Origin of the sequence: Paenibacillus sp. JQZ6Y-1 (genome assembly GCF_040719145.1) — a bacterium.
Taxonomy (GTDB): Bacteria; Bacillota; Bacilli; order Paenibacillales; family Paenibacillaceae; genus Saccharibacillus; species Saccharibacillus kandeliae.
On the sequence record NZ_JBFDUZ010000001.1, the window covers coordinates 2,088,659 to 2,108,911 of the forward strand.

16 protein-coding genes are annotated in these 20,253 nt (G+C 44.4%); 9 read left to right on the forward strand and 7 right to left on the reverse strand.

All coding sequences use genetic code 11. From position 1 onward, the window contains the following. Positions 1-488: 488 nt before the first annotated feature. The 4 genes from ABXR35_RS08910 to ABXR35_RS08925 all read right to left on the reverse strand — a co-directional run bounded on the left by ABXR35_RS08910 (position 489) and on the right by ABXR35_RS08925 (position 6,417). Positions 489-2,177 (reverse strand): copper amine oxidase N-terminal domain-containing protein, encoded by a 1,689-nt coding sequence (locus ABXR35_RS08910; protein WP_367058387.1) that lies wholly within the window; start codon positions 2,175-2,177, stop codon positions 489-491. 570 nt (positions 2,178-2,747) lie between these two features. Continuing rightward, positions 2,748-3,776 (reverse strand): NADH:flavin oxidoreductase/NADH oxidase, encoded by a 1,029-nt coding sequence (locus ABXR35_RS08915; RefSeq protein ID WP_367058390.1) that lies wholly within the window; start codon positions 3,774-3,776, stop codon positions 2,748-2,750. A 474-nt stretch (positions 3,777-4,250) separates the two neighbouring features. Beyond that, complete coding sequence (locus ABXR35_RS08920; RefSeq protein WP_367058393.1) at positions 4,251-4,973, reverse strand: amino acid ABC transporter ATP-binding protein; 723 nt, start codon at positions 4,971-4,973, stop codon at positions 4,251-4,253. Then, a complete protein-coding gene (locus tag ABXR35_RS08925; RefSeq protein ID WP_436669328.1) occupies positions 4,960-6,417 on the reverse strand; it encodes an ABC transporter substrate-binding protein/permease in 1,458 nt (485 codons plus the stop codon). The genes ABXR35_RS08920 and ABXR35_RS08925 overlap by 14 nt, the downstream gene beginning before the upstream one ends. A 914-nt stretch (positions 6,418-7,331) precedes the next feature. On the opposite strand from ABXR35_RS08925, the gene ABXR35_RS08930 reads away from it, so the two are divergent. The 8 genes from ABXR35_RS08930 to cydC all read left to right on the forward strand — a co-directional run bounded on the left by ABXR35_RS08930 (position 7,332) and on the right by cydC (position 17,142). Then, positions 7,332-8,528: a M20 family metallopeptidase gene (locus ABXR35_RS08930; RefSeq protein ID WP_367058396.1), complete on the forward strand. Its 1,197-nt coding sequence runs from the start codon at positions 7,332-7,334 to the stop codon at positions 8,526-8,528. Positions 8,529-8,576: 48 nt separating this feature from the next. Beyond that, positions 8,577-9,695 (forward strand): UCP032817 domain-containing protein, encoded by a 1,119-nt coding sequence (locus tag ABXR35_RS08935; protein WP_367058399.1) that lies wholly within the window; start codon positions 8,577-8,579, stop codon positions 9,693-9,695. Positions 9,696-9,956: 261 nt separating this feature from the next. Continuing rightward, the gene (locus ABXR35_RS08940) at positions 9,957-10,322 is read left to right on the forward strand and encodes a MerR family transcriptional regulator (protein ID WP_367058402.1); all 366 of its coding nucleotides are present in this window, start codon (positions 9,957-9,959) and stop codon (positions 10,320-10,322) included. Then, on the forward strand, positions 10,312-11,022 hold the full coding sequence (locus ABXR35_RS08945; protein ID WP_367058405.1) for an SDR family oxidoreductase: 711 nt from the start codon (positions 10,312-10,314) through the stop codon (positions 11,020-11,022). The genes ABXR35_RS08940 and ABXR35_RS08945 overlap by 11 nt, the downstream gene beginning before the upstream one ends. Before the next feature lie 216 nt (positions 11,023-11,238). Next, positions 11,239-12,606, forward strand: coding sequence for a cytochrome ubiquinol oxidase subunit I (locus ABXR35_RS08950; RefSeq protein WP_367058408.1), 1,368 nt, complete (start codon positions 11,239-11,241; stop codon positions 12,604-12,606). Beyond that, on the forward strand, positions 12,603-13,616 hold the full coding sequence (locus ABXR35_RS08955) for a cytochrome d ubiquinol oxidase subunit II (protein ID WP_367058411.1): 1,014 nt from the start codon (positions 12,603-12,605) through the stop codon (positions 13,614-13,616). The genes ABXR35_RS08950 and ABXR35_RS08955 overlap by 4 nt, the downstream gene beginning before the upstream one ends. A 14-nt stretch (positions 13,617-13,630) precedes the next feature. Further along, a complete protein-coding gene (gene cydD, locus ABXR35_RS08960; RefSeq protein ID WP_367058414.1) occupies positions 13,631-15,427 on the forward strand; it encodes a thiol reductant ABC exporter subunit CydD in 1,797 nt (598 codons plus the stop codon). Then, positions 15,424-17,142, forward strand: a complete 1,719-nt coding sequence (gene cydC / locus ABXR35_RS08965; RefSeq protein ID WP_367058417.1) for a thiol reductant ABC exporter subunit CydC — start codon at positions 15,424-15,426, stop codon at positions 17,140-17,142. The genes cydD and cydC overlap by 4 nt, the downstream gene beginning before the upstream one ends. Positions 17,143-17,364: 222 nt before the next feature. Here cydC and ABXR35_RS08970 read toward each other — a convergent pair whose 3' ends face one another. After that, on the reverse strand, positions 17,365-17,664 hold the full coding sequence (locus ABXR35_RS08970) for a DUF7677 family protein (protein WP_367058420.1): 300 nt from the start codon (positions 17,662-17,664) through the stop codon (positions 17,365-17,367). Between the two features lie 189 nt (positions 17,665-17,853). Here ABXR35_RS08970 and ABXR35_RS08975 point away from each other — a divergent pair, with 189 nt between their 5' ends. Then, positions 17,854-18,654, forward strand: coding sequence for an Rv1352/Rv1906c domain-containing protein (locus ABXR35_RS08975; RefSeq protein WP_367058423.1), 801 nt, complete (start codon positions 17,854-17,856; stop codon positions 18,652-18,654). A gap of 337 nt (positions 18,655-18,991) precedes the next feature. Here ABXR35_RS08975 and ABXR35_RS08980 read toward each other — a convergent pair whose 3' ends face one another. Together ABXR35_RS08980 and ABXR35_RS08985 are read right to left on the reverse strand one after the other, a co-directional pair. Continuing rightward, on the reverse strand, positions 18,992-19,321 hold the full coding sequence (locus tag ABXR35_RS08980) for a polymorphic toxin-type HINT domain-containing protein (RefSeq protein WP_367058426.1): 330 nt from the start codon (positions 19,319-19,321) through the stop codon (positions 18,992-18,994). 130 nt (positions 19,322-19,451) lie between these two features. Further along, complete coding sequence (locus ABXR35_RS08985; RefSeq protein WP_367058429.1) at positions 19,452-19,958, reverse strand: hypothetical protein; 507 nt, start codon at positions 19,956-19,958, stop codon at positions 19,452-19,454. Positions 19,959-20,253: the final 295 nt, after the last annotated feature.

The window sequence follows — 20,253 nt, forward strand, 5'->3', positions numbered from 1 at the left end:
GGATAACGTATGCAATGAAGCTTTGGGCTGCAACATGATATTCTCTTCTTAATGGATGATTTCCAGTAAGAGGTAATAACCATTTACCCAAACAGATATGGCTTTGATTCTCAACAGTTTCATTTTAACGGATATTAGGACTATAGTCTATATTCGTACAGTGGAAAAGCAATATTTGCATAAGTGCGAAAGACTCAATTGTTTATCGGATAAATGAATGCTATGTATGCAAAAATCCCCATTGACGGTTGGGGAGCCGTCAATGGGGATTTCTTTGCATTCAGAAGGGGTTGGATGGTTTGATGCAATGACTTTGCCCCGGACAAAGGGCGAGTCATTGTGATGCTTGTTTCTATCTAGCTGGTTTGTCTTCAAACATGTGGATCGGTCGTTTTAGCGGACAATCTGAACCGAAATGATTGATTGATCTGATGATGTGTTTGTATAACTGATTGTTGTTTATTGCCTGTTGCTGGTAAATGACCTGATTACATCGATTTGGTCAGGGTGATGGAGCTATTGTTGTCGCTCCATTTTACGTCCCAGCCCAGCAGTTCCGTAATCGAACGCAGTGGCACTACGGTACGACCATCACTGTTCACCATTGCTGCTGCGGACAGCTTTTTGTTTTGACCATTTACAACAACTGTATTTTTGCCAATCCAGAATTTCATTGTATCGGAACCAGCCATTACTGTTACTTCATTAGCAGCTTTGTTCCATGTTACTTTCGCACCGATTCCCTCGCCCAGATAACGCAGTGGGATATACGTAGTGCCGTTCATTACCATGGGAGCCGTATCCATCATGGTTGTTTTGCCATCAATTTTCAGGGTTTTGCTGTTCAGCTTCATCCAGATCATCATATCGCTAGCATTCGAAGTCGATGGTGTAGATGTGCTTGGCGTTGTTGGCATTGGTGCTGGTGTTGTTGTTTGCGGTTGTTCTGCTGGTGCAGAAGCTGTTGCAAATTTGTCAGGGTATTGTTTTACAATCGCGCCACCCAGAGCTTCACCGATACCGAACATTGTTTTGTAGCCTTCACGGTCGGATGTATAAGAACCCGCATAGTCTTTGCTTGCATATTTGTCGATGACAGCTTGTACTTGATCTTCGTGTGTCATCAGTGCATTTTGTGCAGCGCTAGCTGGCAGGTTGTTGGCTGTAGCCGTACCCAAGAAGCTAGCAAAATCTTTAGTGAATGTCGTAATGCGATCTTTAACAGCAGTCAGTGCTGCTTGGTCATTCTTTTTCAAGGCATCCACATAGTCACTTTGTGCTTTGATATGGTTGGTTACCCAGATTTGTTCAAATTGGTCAGCGCCTGCATTACCATAGATGGATGCAATCGCGGCTTTGAAATCATTCGTGTTACCTGCTTCAGCAGCGATCAGTGCATCAGAAGCAGCGGATTTGCCATCATACTGTTCTTTCATTTGCAGTGTAGACAGTGCAAAGTGTTCAGCTGCCAGATGATTCAGTGCAGAACGCAGATCAGCGGCTGGTGTATCCACGCTGCTATTATCAAACATCGCTGGTTTTTGTGCCACAATAGCGCCAGACAGTGCTTTACTGATGGTGAACATGGTATTCAGACCTTCACGATATTCAGTATATGCACCGCTGTAATCGCCAGCTACATATTTTTCAAATACATCTTGTACTTCGTCTTCATGCAGGCGAATTGCTTTTGCTGCTGCATCTTCAGGCAGTTTATTTTCAGTTGCCGTTGCCAGGAAAGCGGCGAATTCATCGACAAAGCTTTGAACTTTCGCTTCGGCTGCTTTCACAGCTGCCTGGTCATTGGCTTTGGTTGCTTTTACAAGGTCATCGGTGTATTGATTATGAGCACGGAAGATCCGCTCGAACTCGTCAGCTCCTTGTTTGCCGTATATAGATTCGATGGCAGGTCCCATATCAACCGCATTCTGGTCGAGTGCTTTGTATGCTTCGGCTGCATCAGGTGCGCCTTCGTAGGCTTTGGTCATCGCTTCCACAGCAAGCTTGAAGTGCTCAGATAACAGGTAATCCAGTCCAGCACGCAATTCCGCTGCTTTAGTGCTTACTGTTGGTGCTGTTGAGGTAGTCGAACTCATGTCTGCCGCAAAAGCACCGGTGGTCGGTACAAGCAGGGATAATGTTAAAACAGGTGCGATCATTTTTTTCATCTTCATCATTAAAAACTCCTTTGCAAAAATGATTGTTGTTGACTGTTCCTATCCCTATCAACGCGGATGGTTTTATTTTGGATCACTTCTTCACAAAAAAATATTTCAAAATCGTTAACCGCTGCTGCACTATTTTGCCGAAAAGTCGATAACCATGCGGGTTGGCAGCTTCAATCATACGCTTGCAATTCTTTCAATTTTGTCATCTTCTATATAGCAAAAACGTTGTTTTTTATGGATCGATGCGACTCAAATAGCTCCATTGTATGCTGATTCTGTTCGATTGTATGGTGGATTCGATGTATTTATTTCACATAGTAGCTTATGAATAATCTGTACAATCAGTTCATCTCATACCAAGCGGTAATATACAAAACCAAATCACAATATGCAAAAAGGCAGCTCTTTGGAAGGGCTGCCTTTACGCTGATGGATGAATCGCGGTATGGAATATACAGTATCGCTTCATCTACTTATACTATTTTAATAGCTATGATATTTACGATTTCGTTTAGTATTGCATTCATTAAGACTTCATTCATTCGTATTGTTCATTCATCCTCTTGGTGTATCGCAAAATTAATGACGATATCCGCGCAGATATGGAACAGGTACATCTGCTTCAGCGTGCAATGCTTTGGCAGCATGAACTGGCCAATACGGATCACGCAGCATCGCACGTCCAATTGCCACTAAATCTGCTTGATCTTGCTCTAGCACACGCTCTGCATCCTCATATTCATCCAGCAGACCCACAGCGATAACAGGAATATTGAGTGAACGCTTAAGCTGAGCTGCCATTTCTGCTTGATATGCTGGACCAACCTTCATGCCGCCTGCTCCAACCGGACCTTCGCCACCAGAAGATACATGCAGCATATCAACACCAGCATCACGATAACGACGACACGTTTCCTCAATCTCGTCCACGCTGTAGCCATGATCGACATATTCGCGTGCAGATACACGCATCAGCACTGCCATATCGTCCGGTACTGCTTGGCGAACTGCCTGCACGACTCTTTCGCCAAACAGTGGTAAATCTTTGCCGTATTCATCATCACGCTTGTTCACAAGCGGCGAATGGAATTGGTGAACGAGATAACCATGTGCACCATGAATCTCTACTGTATCAAAGCCAGCTTCGACAGCGCGTCGCGCTGCATCACCATACGCTTGGATCAATTCCTCTACCTCTGCTGTAGACAGCGCGTGTGGCTCCTTATAGCCTTCGCCATTGTAAGCAATAGCAGATGGAGCTACTGGCGGGTTCGCGTCCTCAGCCTTACGTCCAGCGTGACCGAGTTGAATACCAATCTTGCTGCCATAGCTATGAACCTGATCAACGATGTGACGCCAAGCCGGAATAAACTCATCTGACCAGATGCCTGTATCTTCATCGGTAATACGTCCGTCTGGATGTACCGCCGTCATCTCCACGATGATCAGACCAGTTCCGCCAACTGCACGGCTAATATAGTGAACGTTATGCCATTCATTCGGCATTCCGTCTTTTGTATGCACGGAGTACTGACACATCGGCGGCAAAACGACACGATTTTTCAGCTCCAGGTTTTTTAGTTTATACGGTGTAAACAACTTTGCCACAGTACATTCCTCCAATAAGTAAAATAGAAATAGCCTATTTGAAATGATGATCCTATTTCGTCATGATCAATGAATATGGATCTATACATAAAGTAACTCATTCAAATCGGCATGATCGGTAATGATTATATACTATATTACTAATAATAACAATTAATCAGCTGATCTTATGATATGCCAGGTTTCGGCAAGAACATATTAGTTTACTCTGCTCTGCTCTGCTCTGCTCTGCTCTGCTCTGCTCTGCTCTGCTCTGCTCTGCTCTGCTCTGCTCTGCTCTGCTCTGCTCTGCTCTGCTCTGCTCTGCTCTGCTCTGCTCTGCTCTGCTCTGCTAAGTGTAATATCCTTTTATTGCTAGGTCATATGTTTTATTTCACAAAAAAAGCATACGATCCAGTATCCGAGTTAGGATAAGGTATCGTATGCTTTACAGTTATTTCATCAATCCATCGCCATATAAGGCCTTGTTTTACATTATAGTACTTTACTCAGGAAATCCTGTGTACGTGGATGCGAAGGTGCGCCGAAGACTTGCTCCGGTGTGCCTTGCTCTACAATTTGACCGCCATCCATAAAGATGATGCGATCGCCAACTTCACGAGCGAAGCCCATTTCATGCGTTACGATGACCATGGTCATTCCCTGTTGAGCAAGTTTCTTCATAACTTCCAGCACTTCGCCGACCATTTCTGGGTCAAGTGCAGACGTTGGCTCGTCAAACAGCATCACATGCGGCTGCATAGCCAATGCACGAGCAATCGCGATACGCTGTTTCTGACCGCCGGACAGTTGGCTTGGATAACTGTCCTTTTTGTCGGACAGACCAACCGTTTGCAGCAGATCGAGAGCGATTTTGTCGGCTGCTGCCTTGTCCAACTTTTTCACCTTGATCGGTGCAATCGTCAGATTTTGCAGAACCGTTTTGTGCGGAAACAGATTGAAGTGTTGGAATACCATGCCCATGTTTTTACGAGCACTATCAATATCATACTTGCGAGCGGTAATCAGTTCATTTTCAAAATAAATCTCGCCACCTGTCGGCTGCTCCAGCAGATTCAGACAACGCAAAAATGTACTTTTCCCCGAACCACTCGGTCCGATCACAACAACAACCTCGCCCTGTGCAATTTCGATATCGATGCCAGTGAGTACCTGATTTTTGCCAAAAGACTTTTGTAGACCTTTAACGTCGATCACTTACACTCCATCTCCTTTCCACGATGCCCAGCAATTTGGACAATACAAATGTCATTACAAAGTAAATCGCTGCCGCAATCAGCAGCGGATACAGCGCAGAATACGTAATACTACGTACGGCTTGTGCTTGGAACATCAGATCGGCGACCCCAATAAACGAAACGATCGACGATTCCTTGATAATAACAATAAACTCGTTACCGATTGCCGGCAATACACTTTTCACTGCTTGTGGAATGATAATGTGGCGCAGTGTTGCACCATATGACATACCGAGTGAACGCGCTGCTTCGGATTGTCCACGATCGACACCTTGGATACCGGCACGGAAGATCTCCGCCAGATATGCCGAGCTATTGATCGATAGCGTGATAATACCGGATTGCAGAACGCTAAATTCGATGTGGAACGTTTGCGCGATACCGTAGTGAATGATGAGCAATTGCACCAGCATTGGTGTTCCGCGCAAAATTTCGATATACGTCATCGCGATCCAGCGCAGAATGCCCAGATTGGACAAACGCAGCAGCGCCACGATCAAACCAATCACAAAGCCGAACAATACGCCCAGTGCGGAAAGCAGCAGCGTGTATTGTACGCCTTTTGCGTAGTAGTGACGATAATCCCAGAAGATGCTAAATATATTGTCTGGGGCTTTTTGTTCATCCGAGTTCAGTGCGGTTGCTTCCTGCACGAATTTGGAAACTTCGTCTGTTTTCTTCAACTTGGCAAGTGTACCGTTGATCTGATTCAATAGTTCCGTGTTGCCTTTTTCCACTGCGATTGCCATCTCGGTATCGCTATCTGGAATGGTAGCGGCTGTAATGGCAAGATCGCCACTGTTGGCAACCTGACCTTCGGCAACTGGTCCTTCCATAACTGCTGCATCGACACGACCAGACTGCAATTGCAGCACAATATCCGAAATGCGGTCAACGGAAGTCAGCTTCGCACCTTCGATATCTTTGGCGATGCCTTCTTGGATAGAGCCTTTTTGTACACCGATTGCGACACCCTTGAGGCTATCCAGCGTCGCATATTTGTCTTTATCTTCCGCACGAGTCATGATGACTTGACGCGAAATATAGTAGGAATCTGAGAAATCGACATTTTTACGGCGTTCTGCGGTTGGCGTCATGCCGGAAATGATCATATCAATCCGTCCACTATCCAGTGCCGGAAGCAGACTGTCAAATGGAATGTCCTGAATTTCTAGCTGTGCTCCCATATCCGCTGCGATCTGCTTAGCGATCTCTACATCCGAACCGACGATCTGACCTTCACCGTCGATATTTTTACGAAACTCATACGGCGCAAAATCTGCACTCAGCCCGACAACAATCTTTTTGCCAGAGCCTTGTGAGGCAGACGCCAAAGGTACAATCATAAAAAATAGCATGAGCATGCTTAATGTACATGCTAGCCATGGTTTTAGTGCTTTCAACCTTCTATCTCCTTTACGTCCTATGATGTGGATGGTGCCTTGTTCCTAATGTGACTTTAAAGTCAACCGGTTTATTATAAATGCAATTGTATGATTATTCAATGGTTTTATATACATATGTGTGAATAAATTGTCACACTGGAGTAATGGTAATGGTATTAGTGCATCCGCGGCGGGAAAGGAATTGGGGAACGTCCTTAGGTGGAGGTACGAGAATCTTTTGGATTAGATGGTAACGAAGATTCTTGTACCTCCAAAACAGTAAGATATTTCGCTTCGCAAAAATCACTTTTGATTGAAACACGTGTTTGAAAACCATAAACACTAGAAGTCGTCCTTTTCCCCAATTCCTTTCCCTCCGCTACGATAACTTAGTATCTGTAGCTTGATCTAGACTATTTAGTTTCTTTTTGAAGATTATAGTTACATTCTTTTTTTAGATGTATATGGCTTATTAATGATATGAACATATTTGATATGGGCATATCAGCGACTAGTATCTTTGTCTGTAAGGGTCATCTTTTAACTCTAAACTTTCGATCCGAATTCTATTCAGCCCCATCAAGCAATGGCAAACAGATCATATTAAATCCCATATTTCTTTTCGTCAATTGTCCCCCTTACAAGCGGCTGTTGAATGGTTTCGTTATTAGGAATAGTGGATAAACTGCACTAGCGGAAGAAAGGGGATAAGGGATAAGGGCGACTTTGGAGGGGCGGGAATCTTCATTCACTGCTAATCCAAAAGATTCCCGCGGCTCCACTGGAGTCCCATTCCCTTATCCCTTTCTGTAGCGCCTGCTGCCCCACCTCAAAAGAAATTCAACCCACACATACAGCACACTTGATTTCACCAGCATGCTATACTGGTAACATATCCCCTTCTACATATTTGATCAAAGGAGAATCACATCATGAATCATGAACAGCTAAAACAGCAAATTCGAGTAACGATTGAGCAGCATGCAGAAGCGTTTAAAGCCGTATCAACGTATATTGGACAAAATCCAGAGTTAGGCAATGAAGAGTTTAAAGCTTCGGCGGCGTTGAAAACGTTGCTAGCAGAGCATGGGTTTGAGGTTCAAGGACCTGTGCTTGGGATTGAGACGGCGTTTTTGGCGACCTATTCGGCGGCGAAGCCGGGTCCTGTTGTTGGGTTGATGTGTGAGTATGATGCGTTGCCAGAGATTGGTCATGCGTGCGGGCATCATCTGATTTGTATGATGAGCGTCAGTGCCGCGATTGGGCTGAAACGCGTACTGGATGAGATTGGCGGTACGATTCGTGTATATGGCACACCTGCTGAGGAAACGCGCGGTGCGAAGGTGCCGATGGCGGCAGAGGGCTGGTTTGATGATTGCGATTTTGCGATGATGGCACATCCATATTATGCGTATGAAGAATCCGGTATTTCGCTGGCAATGGATGCGTTACAATTTGAGTATTTTGGCAAATCAGCACATGCGGCTGCCAGTCCGCAGCATGGAATCAATGCGCTGGATGCGGTGTTGCAGTTGTTTAACGGAATCAATGCGATGCGTCAGCAAACTCGCAGCGATACGCGGATTCATGGCATTATCAATCATGGCGGTGTGGCTGCTAACGTGATTCCCGATTATGCATCCGCGCAATTTTATGTGCGCTCTGGTAGTCGGGTCTATACGAACGAATTGGTAGAACGTGTGAAACAAGTCGCGCATGGTGCGGCTTTGCAAACGGGTTGTCGATTAGAGATTTCCAATTATGAGTATTCCTACGATGAGCTGATTACGAATCAAACGTTATCAGCTACATTTAATCGCAATTTGATAGCGAATGGTATTGCTCCAGAAGAGATTCATTCCGGTAAAGATGCTGGCTCACTGGATCTGGGCAATGTCTCGGTTCGCTGCCCAGCCATTCATCCGTATATGAAGGTCACGGATGAAAAGCATGAGCTACACAGCATCGGTTTCCGTGATCGTGCGCAGGAGCCGCAAGCGCTGGATGCTATGATTTTCACAGGAATTGTGTTGGCAGAAACGGCGTTTGATGTCATGACGAATGCGGAGCTGTTACAAGAGATTCGTCGTGAATTTGAACAGCGTGTGCAAAAAGAAGCGGTATTGTAAGAAGCAAGTGTATATGAGGGATATGTATATGAATGGAGGTTTTTCGTTATGTCCACGTCATTTACAGTCATTATTCTGATCTTTGCTTTTATTATGATTGTGATCAATCTATCGAAACGAAAATCGCAGCAGCAGGGTCGTCGTGCAGCGCAGGATGAGCGATTTTTTCGCAAACATGCTCCACCGCCCTCTCATCTAGTCCCACCCGGTCATCCGTGCGAACCGTTAGCACATAAGTTGCTGCAATCGCTACCTGATCATTATGAGCAGCAACTTCGCCAACGCATATTGACCGAGCACCCAGAATTAAGTCGGGACGAATACGAGTGGCGTTGGTTTGAAATGAAGCGGTACTTGCTCCTCTGCGCCCTCTTTCGGGAAATGCCGATGTTCAGTGACCGTGTCGATGAAGTATGGCATGAGATGCTGATGTTCACACGCGATTACCAGCAATTTTGCGAACGGTTTTACGGATATATGCTGCATCATTCGCCACATGGTGGCAAGGTGTCGTTGCCAGATCAACGCGCGCTATTTGATTGGGCATATGCCGAGCTGTTTCCGATTGAGCGTGCCAATTCGTATGTGTGGGGTAGCTTCTTCCGGTTTCCGCTATCCAAATCTATGATTAACGAGATGCTTATGTTCCACCCGCATCAGCAAGGAAGCTGGGTATACAATCGAGCAACATTTGAAAAGATACCGGAAGCGCAGCAGGGCATTTTATATTTGGATCAGCGTTTCCAAAAGCATAGTCAAGCCGCATTGAATGGCAATGCGCCTAATAATGAATCAGATCGAACATCGAATCGCAATAGTAGTACGGATTCCAGCTATACCTATACATCGAGTTATTACAGTGATAACAATTATGGACTAGGTACGGCGGCAGCGGCATGTGTGTATTATTCCAATCTGCCACCAGCAGACTTCTGTTCGGCGATTAACTCACATTTGCCACAGGATGTACAGCAGCAACATTCGCAATCCACTTCGCATTCCAGTTCGGCATGCGGTACAGGTTCTTCCGGTTCAGATCATCACTCTAATCATTCGGGCGGACATCATCATTCGCATGATTCCGGTAGTTCGTGTAGCAGCAGTTCCTGTAGCAGTAGCTCTTGTAGCAGCGGAAGTTCTTGCAGCTCATGCAGTAGCAGTTCCTGATGTTTCGCTTGCATTGCATATGATCCTTTGCTTGCATTGCATTCTATAAAGGAATCATCAGGCAAAGCATAATCCATCGTTACACATACAAGAAGGCAGCATGTATCGCTGTCTTCTTTTTTTATTAGACTGAACCTGCACATTGCTTCGTGCAAATAGTCTTTGTTTTTTAAAATAGACATAGCTGCATTTTTGCTATTGACCCAGAGTTTACTCCGGGGTGTAGTATCGACTATATCCAGTAGAGAAAGCGGTGATGACATGAACAAAATGTATCCACTGAAACAAACAGCAGATCGAAGTGGACTAAGCAAAGATACCATACTGTTTTACGAAAAAACTGGATTGATTCCGCCTATCGCTCGAAATGAGATTGGTCATCGAATCTATAGCCAAGAGAATGTGGATACCCTTCAACTCATTGCTTGTCTCAAAAAGATGGGTATGTCGCTGGAAGATATTAAGCACTACCTTCACCTCAACATATCCGAGGAACGGTATGACATGCTAGAACATCACAAACAGAAACTGGCTCAACAAATGATTGAATTACAAAATGTGATCAACATCAAACTCACCAAATTAAAAAATAAAAAAGGCAAGGAGCATGAACACTATGACATCTAAAACAATTGCACTAGTTACAGGAGCCAATCAAGGCATCGGGAAGGCAATCGTTAAAGGGCTTGCTAATCAAGGCATCATCGTATATTTGGGAAGTCGCAATGCTGAACGAGGTATTGCGGCTGCAAACGATCTACAACATGAAGGGGAAGTTCACTTTATACAGATGGATGTTACGGATCCATCCTCCATTGAACAATCCTATGACACCATCCAAAAGCAATATGGACGTTTGGATATTTTAATCAACAATGCAGGTGTTGCTGCTTCCCGAAACAAACCCAGAGATGCCGATGCAACGGAATTCCGACACGTTTATGAAACAAACGTATTCGGCGTCGTTTCAATCATTAATCAGATGCTGCCCCTGTTACGAAAATCTGCCGCTGGGCGCATCGTGAACATCTCCAGTCTGCGAGGATCGCTGGGAGATGAAGGCGCATTTGTGGGACAGCCCTCTATCTCCTACTCTTCCTCCAAAACAGCACTGAACGCTCTAACCGTCCATTATGCAAGAGAATTGGCCAAAAACAACATCAAAGTAAACTCCGCTGCACCAGGGCATGTGGCTACTGAATTTAATAACTTTAGTGGAACCCGTACACCGGAACAAGGGGCTGCAATCGCTATTCATTTGGCAACGCTGGATGAACAAGGCCCTACAGGCAGTTTCTTTGACGACACCAAACGTATTCCATGGTAAATATTAGAAGTTGGAAATAGTAGTGCTCTTTAATCACGCTTCCCCTAAATGCGCAATAGCTCGAAAGAGTTATTGTGCATTTTTTCACAAAATTGACGCAAAGCTTTGTTATTTGTTTGAAAAGTGTAACAAAAGTCACATCATTCATCAAAAAATTGATACGCTAAGCCCCATCAGGAACATCATCTTACAGTAATCAAAGAAAGGATACCTATCATGATGATCGACACAGTACTTTGGAGCCGACTGGTGACCGGGCTGACGCTATCTTTCCATGTTATTTTTGCAACGATTGGTGTTGCGATCCCGCTTATGATTTCGATTGCAGAGCTGGTAGGCATTCGTAAAAAAGACAAGCACTATACGCTCATGGCAAAACGCTGGACGCGTGGATTTATTATTTCTGTTGCCGTAGGTGTGGTGACAGGAACTGCGATTTCGTTGCAATTGGCGCTGGTATGGCCTAATTTTATGCAGCTTGCCGGAAATGTAATTGCACTTCCCCTGTTCTTGGAAGTATTCGCCTTTTTCTTTGAAGCTATTTTTCTAGGCATTTACCTGTACACTTGGGAGCGATTCCGCAACCCTTATCTTCATTGGCTGCTAACGATTCCGATTGTATTGGGCGCTTCCATGTCCGCTTTTTTCATCACGACAGTCAACGGTTTTATGAATCAGCCAAGCGGATTTGTACTAGAAGGTGGACAATTTACAGCGGTTTATCCACTGCAAGCAATGTTCAACGAAGCCACACCCTCTAAAGTATTCCACGTACTAACATCCGCCTATATGACTGGCGCTGCTCTGTTGGCGGGTATTGCTGCCTTTTCCATTTTGAAAAAAGGAGCTACCGTTTACAGCAAAAAAGCGCTCAAGTTAATGATGGGCGTGCTGCTGATCTTCAGCTTTCTCACAGCATTTGCAGGCGATACGTCTGCCAAATTCCTCGCAGAGCATCAACCGGAAAAGCTCGCTGCCGCCGAATGGCATTTTGAGACTGAAAAAGGAGCAGATCTGATCTTCCTTGGCTGGCTCAATGCAGAACGTGAAGTGATCGGTGCGCTACATCTACCGAAGGCGCTTAGCTTTTTGGCATTTAGTGATTTCAATGCTGAGGTTACAGGCTTGAATGAATTTCCTGCTGATCAACAGCCGCCGCTGATGATCCATTATTTGTTCGATTTCATGGTCAGTATCGGCTTTATTCTGCTCGCTGTATCTGCCTTGTTTTTTGTACTGTTATTCTGGAAAAAGCGCAACGAGCATCATCGTTGGATGCTGCGTACGATTGTGCTCGGAGCACCACTTGCTTTTCTCGCGGTGGAGCTGGGCTGGTTTTATGCCGAAGTCGGACGGCAGCCGTGGATCATTCGCGGTTATATGCGTGTGCAAGAAGCCGCTACCACTTCTCCTAGCATCATGCCGCTCTTTTTCGTCTTTTTGTTGCTGTATATCATTCTCGGAACACTCTGTATTATCGTGCTGCGCCGACTATTCTTGAACAATCCTGCGGAAGCGGAACTAGAAAAAGCCGCCCATGCACATACGGCGATGCCTAAGGAAGCAGGTGACCTTCCATCATGAGCTATGAAATGATTGGTATTTCGGTATTATGGATATTTTTATACGGATATTTGATTATTGCATCCATCGACTTTGGCGCAGGCTTCTTTGCCTTCTATGCAAGAGCAACCGGTAAGGATCATTTGATCAATCGCCTGATTGCTCGCTATCTGTCGCCGGTTTGGGAAATCACGAATGTGTTCTTTGTATTTTTCTTTATCGGTTTAATTGGATTCTTCCCCGATGCTGCGCATTATTATGGAGCCGCTCTACTGGTGCCAGGTAGTATCGCAATTATTTTGCTAGCGGTTCGCGGTGCTTTTTACGCGTTTGAAAATTACGGTTCTAAGAAAAATATCGTCTTTTTGTTTCTGTATGGCGCAACCGGGCTGCTGATTCCAGCCTCGTTGTCGGTAGCATTGGTGCTGTCCGAAGGTGGATTTATTATAGAGCAAAATGGATCGGTGCATCTCGAATATATCAAACTGCTGACCAGCCCGCTTGCTTGGAGCATTGTCGCTTTGGCACTAACCTCGGTATTGTTTATTAGCGCTTGCTTCCTATCCTTTTATGCACATCGGGCAGATGATAAGCCAGCATTGGAATTACTGCGCAGCTATGCACTGTTCTGGAGTACGCCGACGATTATTGCGGCGTTTACAGCATTTTTGTATTTAAGCCAGCACAATGAACGTCATTTTCAAAATATGATGAATCTGTGGTGGCTGCTCGGTTTATCCGTTCTCTGTTTCTTGATTGTATTGTGGCTTCTTTATAAAGGACGTCATTACGGCTGGGCATTCATTGCGGTGATGCTGCAATTTGGTTGTGCCTTTTTCGCTTATGGGATTGGGCATTATCCGTACATTCTGGACCCTTATATTACCGTACAGGGTAGTGCTACAGGAGAAGCGATGGGCATTGCTCTAGTTTCCGTTTTTATCGGCGGGCTGCTGCTGTTGATTCCATCCCTTGCCCTCGTATTCCGACTGTTTCTATTTGATGCCGATTATGTCAAAGGGAAACGTTAAGGAGGTTTCCATCTATGAAAAAGAACGCTGGGCTTTTAAAAGAGCTTATGTACACTCAGCGCAAACGGAAGTTACTGCTTCGGCTGCTCTCCTTCGCGCTCGGTGTCATGACCATTATGCAGGCTGTGCTGCTAGCTGAAGCGGTGCAGCAGATTTTCGTAGAATCTGCTTCGCTGCGTTCATGGCTCTGGGTTGCTATCGCATTACTTGTAGTTATGATCATGCGCACATGGATTTCCTATATCAATGGCTCTATTGGGCTGAATATTGCCGCAGATGCGAAGCGCGCCTTGCGTTTGCGATTACTGCGCCTGCTGGCTTCGCATCCACTGATGTCTGCACGACAAGGGCAAACAGGCAGTAAAATCAGTCTAGCACTGGATACTGTCGATGAAGCTGATGCTTATTTTAGCCAGTATGTACCTAAAATGATCGAAGCGTCCATCATGCCGCTGATGATTTTGATCGTTGTCTTCAGTCTGCATATTCCGTCAGGACTGATTCTGCTATTTACAGCACCATTTATTCCGCTGTTTATGGCATTGATCGGTATACAAACGAAGCAAAAGTCCGAAGAAAAGTTTCAACAGCTAGCTTTGTTTTCCGGTACCTTTCTGGACTCGCTGCAAGGACTACTCACTCTCAAGCTGTTTGGACGTACCAAAGAACAGCAGCAGAAGATTGAGCAGCGTAGCTTGGGCTATCGGGATTCTACCATGAGCATATTAAAGGTGGCTTTTACGAATACCTTTGCACTCGAAACGATTGTTATGCTCGGTATTGGTATTGTGGCGTTGGAGCTGGCATTGCAGCTCGTTGTGTTCAAGACGCTACACTTTCATGTGGCATTTCTGATTCTACTGCTTGTACCTGAGTTCTATAATATGCTTAAAAATATGGGTACTGCCTTTCATGGCGGGCGTACAAGTATGGGGGCTATTCGCAATATTGAAGTGCTGCTGAACGAGGCAAATGTGCAGCAGAACGGTAGCAAAGAGCAGGCACAGACGGACATGGTAAGCCATATGCCTACGTACTCCTCTAGGATTCTGCCATTCATCCAATCGCAGGCACCCGTGATCGAGATACAAAATGTCGCTTTCGATTACGGTGCGGGAGATTTCCAGCTTACGATCGATTCGTTATGTATTGAACCGGGACAGAATATCGCTATCGTTGGCAAAAGTGGTGCTGGCAAAACGACGCTGCTCCATCTGATTGCTGGTCTGCTCCCTCCTTCGGTCGGCGATGTTCGTATAAATAATCAGCCGCTGTCTCTTAGCAATGAGCAGGCGTGGTTTGCACAAATCGGTTATATTACGCAGCATCCTTATATATTTGCAGGTACCTTTGCCGACAATATTGCCATTGCGGTGGATGGAGAAGTATCCAGAGCAGACATTGCTGCGGCAGCCGAGTTGGCTGGATTGACGGAATTGGTTGCACAGTTAGAACACGGCTATGACACACTGGTCGGTGAAGGTGGACGTGGATTGTCTGGTGGCGAAAAGCAGCGGCTCGCTCTGGCGCGTGCCTTTTTGAAAAAGCCCTCTGTGCTGCTATTCGATGAACCGACAACGGGTTTAGACCTGCATACCGAACGTGTCCTTATGCGTTCGATTCGCCTACTGTCTCAGCATGCAACTGTTATTACAATTGCCCATCGACTGCATACGATTCGCGATGCCGATCGGATTCTGTTTATGGAACAAGGCAAGCTTCAATCTAGCGGAACGCATGAGCAGCTACTGCATACTGCTCCATTGTATGCAGAAATGATTTATAACCGTCGTCAGGAGGTGGTCGGATGAGCGAATGGTCCATTTTTGCCAAAGCAATGCTTCAGGAACGCAAAGATATTCTGCTTTCGATCGGTGCAGGATTTGTAGCGGGGATCGCTGGGGTGGCTTTATTTTCGATGAGTGGGTATCTGATCGCAAAAACGGTCTTCCTCCCTCCTCTCTACACATTGATCCTACTGGCATCCTTGGTGAAACTGCTCGGTCTGACGCGCGCAGCTAGCCGTTATGGCGAGCGGCTGTATTCGCACCGTGCTACCTTCTCGCTACTCAGTCGGCTGCGGACGACTTTTTTCGCCAGATTGATTCCGCTGGCACCGGATATGTTGAGTCGTCAGCGTAGCGGGGATTTGCTTGCTCGGATCGTAGGCGATGTGGAGAGTTTGCAATTTTACTTTTTACGGGTCGCTTACCCACCGATGATCGTCATATCTGTATTTTTGGCTACGGTAATTTTCACTTCGTTTTTCTCAATATGGATTGCACTACTATTCGTACTCGGTATGCTTCTCATCGCCTTTGTCGTACCAGCAGTTGTTAGAAAAGGACAGTATAAGCAGCAGGGCGCTGTGCGCAAGCTACGCGCGACATTTTCAACAGAGGCAGCAGAAATGATGTATGGCTTTATGGATCTAAAAGTATACGGGCGGCTATACGAACGCGAGCAACAGTTGGAACAGGTCTCCCGCGAGCTGACCACCATGCAGCAAAAAGACGCTGTTCGTTTACTGCGCGGACAATCGCTACACGCCTTGACCACATTTGTCATGTCGTGGGGTGTACTCGCCTTAGGAGCATGGTTGATTGTTAACGGTTCGATGGAAGGCATATTTCTAGCGATGCTGATTATGACATCTATGACCGTATTCGACGAGTCCGCTGCGATGGCAACACTTCCTGCTTACAAACAAGACAGCGAATTTGCTGCGAAGCGCCTGAATGAAGTCGTCCCACAAACTCCGCCGAGCGAAGAGCCTACTGGATCACTGCAATTACAGGATGATATGCAGGTAAGCATCAATATGGAGAATGTCTGGTTTCGCTATGCGGATGATTGGCGCTGGACGCTGCAAGATATCTCGTTATCTCTGCCTGCTGGGTCCAAAACTGCTATCGTGGGAGCGAGTGGTTCGGGTAAAACTAGCTTATTAGAGCTACTGCTCAAGCTGCATACCGCAGACCGTGGGCAGGTTATGTTGAATGGGATGCCAATCGGTGAGCTGAATGCCGACAGCATCTGGAAGCAAAGCCGTGTGGTGCTACAGCAAGGTCACTTTTTCCGTGGTACATTACGTGAAAATTTGCTGCTAGAACGTGACGACTTGTCCGATGACCGATTGATGAATGTACTGCAACAAGTCGAACTGGGTCATAAGAATCTGGATGATCTCATGCTGGAAAAAGGAGAGAATTGGTCAGATGGCGAAAAACAGCGTCTGGCGCTGGTACGAGCATTTCTCAAACCTGGACAGTTGTGGCTGCTGGATGAGCCGACTTCTTCGCTGGATTATGTGACTGAGCATCGCATTCTTGATCTGCTGGTAGAACGCACCGAAAAATCTACCTTGGTCATGGTCAGTCACAGATTGACCGGATTGGAGCGAATGGATCAGATCGTGGTGATGGATCAAGGGAAGATTGTCGAAGTGGGAACGTATGATGAGTTGATGAGACAACAAGGTTACTTTTACGAACTGAAACAGGTGGAATTAGAGCTTATCGGCTGATGTTGTAGTTAGAGTTATGAGAGCCAATTCGTTGGTTTGCTTATCGTATGAAGTAGCTGATTATTTAGCATCTCGCATATTTCATTGAGAGATGCGTTATTATACAAGCAACCAGCAAGGATCAATATATTCCATGCTGGTTGCTTTATTGTTTGAAGGTTTTGAACATTTACCCTTTCATACGGCACATCCCAATTTTAATGTCAGCCTATTTCGCCTTTACTAATAAAGCGCTACTTCCCAACCTTCTAATGCTGGTTCCATCTGATAGTTGTCGTCAACATAACTGCGGATAAACTGAGCTGCTCGCATTTCTGCATATTTGGCATTCAGGACTGTACCCTCCTCATCCATCTCAATCACATTGGCAAAAATGGCATACGCTTGCTCCAATGCACTGGGTTCTTCAAAAATACAAGAATAATCAATACCTTCAAGTAGTGGCAGACCAACCGTACCATTTGCCATCCAAAACGAGAAGGTTCGAAGGGCTCCGCTGAAGGAGTGGCTTAATTTTTTCATTGTTTTCTTCCTTTCATCTCATTATAAAATGTACCTTAGTGATCATCTTATATTATCAGATGATTATTTATTATGTAGCATTCGCTTTCTATCGACTCTTCTGAACCATGATGAAGCAAGCTAAAATTTCTATTCCGTTTTCCCGATATACTGTGTATGGATAATACATATAAATAAAAAGGAGAACATATGAATATTATTTTTTTTATCTTTGCGAGTATAGGTTTTTTTGCTGGAATAGGCTTACTCATAGCTTCTATAATTCTTTATACAACAAAGAACTACGAAGCGAAAAAATTCTTTTTTTTCACCGGCAGCGCCTTTGCATTTTGTTTTTTGACACTGCTTATCGGTATAACAATCACTATCATTCCAAAAGAGACTGAGAGCGCTCAATCTTCTATTCGTGAGCAAATCACATCTAATCTCGAAAAAACGGAAGTATCATTAACACCAAAACAGGATAAACCCTCGGTTGTAGATGAAAAAGTCAATACGATAACTAAGGGTATTACAATTGATGCTAATGGTATTTTTGCTGTTAATAATGAAGTTCATCCAGGTTTGTACAGAAATGCAAATGGAAATCTATATTGGGCGCGTCTATCTGGATTTACAGGAGATGTGAACGAAATCATTGCAAATAGAAGTGCGGACGAGCTTGGACCTACCATTGTTGAGATAGATGAAACGGATGAAGGATTTGAAACAAACGGGACTGGAACATGGGTGCTCATAGATTCTTCCTATCAAGCAAATCCTCAAAGTACATTTAAAAGTGGAACATATATCGTAGGTAAAGATATCAAACCAGGTAAATATAAAAGTGATGGTTCCATGGTTTATTGGGAAAGACTGAGCAGTTTTAAAGGTGATATTGACAGTGTGATTGCCAATGGTACACCTGAAGGCCCTTCGATCGTGGAAATAAAAAGTACAGATAAAGGATTTGCTACTTCTGGAAGTGGTTCTTGGGTAAAGATCGATTAAGTAATCAGAAAACCGATTTCAGCAACCAGCAAAATCACTCTGTACTATTGTCTAATAAAAACATACGAACTCCCAAGCACATGACACGTGATGGGGTTCGTATTTTTTCGCATAATTATTTATACAATAGAGAAACTGTGTTCCCATCATATACAATGTGCTTAAATAGGCACTAAACAAATGGTTTTTATGCCTGGAAGGCAACAGCCACGGCTGTCTCGCCTTTAAGCATTTTTTTCTATAATCATATCTAGCAACATAGTTCCCATTTCACTTACATATGTTGCATACCCTTTTTTGGCTACTGCCTTAGAATAACTTTCACCCACAAACTCTTTCACGTATCTAATACCTTATCTTTTGAGATATAAGAAACTTCTAATTCGGCAATACTTCTATAAGTTTTTCTCATAGTAAAAAGAGTTGCTACACTTAAACTAGATGGTTCAGTATTATGAATTCGAATTCCAAGGTCATTCACAAAGTACGTATGGAACTCATCAACCGTCATGTTATAAACCGTTACTTGCTCATATTCCAGTCCGATGCTCTCAAACTTGAGTGTATTTCCATCACTATATACAAGCAAATCACCGACTTTACGATTTTTGACATACGTCCATCCTTTGCCTCCCCCATAGAATGTATGGTTGAAGGTCAATTTCATTGTATTGGAGGAATATTATAAGGGGATGATGAGGGTTAAGTTCTTTTGAACGTAGCCGCCCTCTCATTCGGCACTATGTGGGAGTAAAAGAAAGACCTTGAGGTTTATATTCTCAAGGTCTTTCGCAAACTTAAACTTCTATCACTACTTCGTCAATCCTTGTACCATCAGCAAGGTTCTCATTCCAAAACTTCCTTTGTTCTGCCCCTCCGATGTTTATACCATAATAAAAAGATGGGTCAATAAACAATTCTTGTCCATTATCCAGATTTAATTGAAGGCTGTTGCAGATCATTTGATGATTGTCACTAGACTCCATACCGTTAATAACGAAACTCTTCACCGTATTTTTGGCAGACATCGAGTCAGTTAATATGATTTGACTGACCGACGTCTTGCACGGCAACATATCCTCGTCAATTTCAAATTGATATCGAATCGCATCAACTATCCTTACACTTAGGTTTGAATATTGGTTAATTGATTCAAGTTCAATATACTTCTCACCTACTTCGAAATAATAGTAACGCATATCTGGATAAAAATCCGCTACTCCGTCTTCAATATCTACAAAACCAAGCAAGTAAATATCTTGAATTGAGCCACTCTTGAAGATATCAACAAGTTCTTCGATCATATAATCTCTCCTTCATTAAGGGACTGAAGTTCTTGCCTGCGGTAATAATAGTACAATGATGTACCCAAATCTCAAGGTTAGATACAAAGTTAGATATAAAATAAGAATGATACCCGTCGACCATGAAATTGTAAACTGCTATCGCATTCTTTAGCTACTTTGGCAATAGCAGTATATGTATACTGTTGTACTATCCCCTATATGGTAGTCATAACGTCATGATCATCCGTATGCATGGAAGCCACGTTGCCCTGACCGTCTTAGGTCAAACTCATACCACCAGTATACGCAGGCT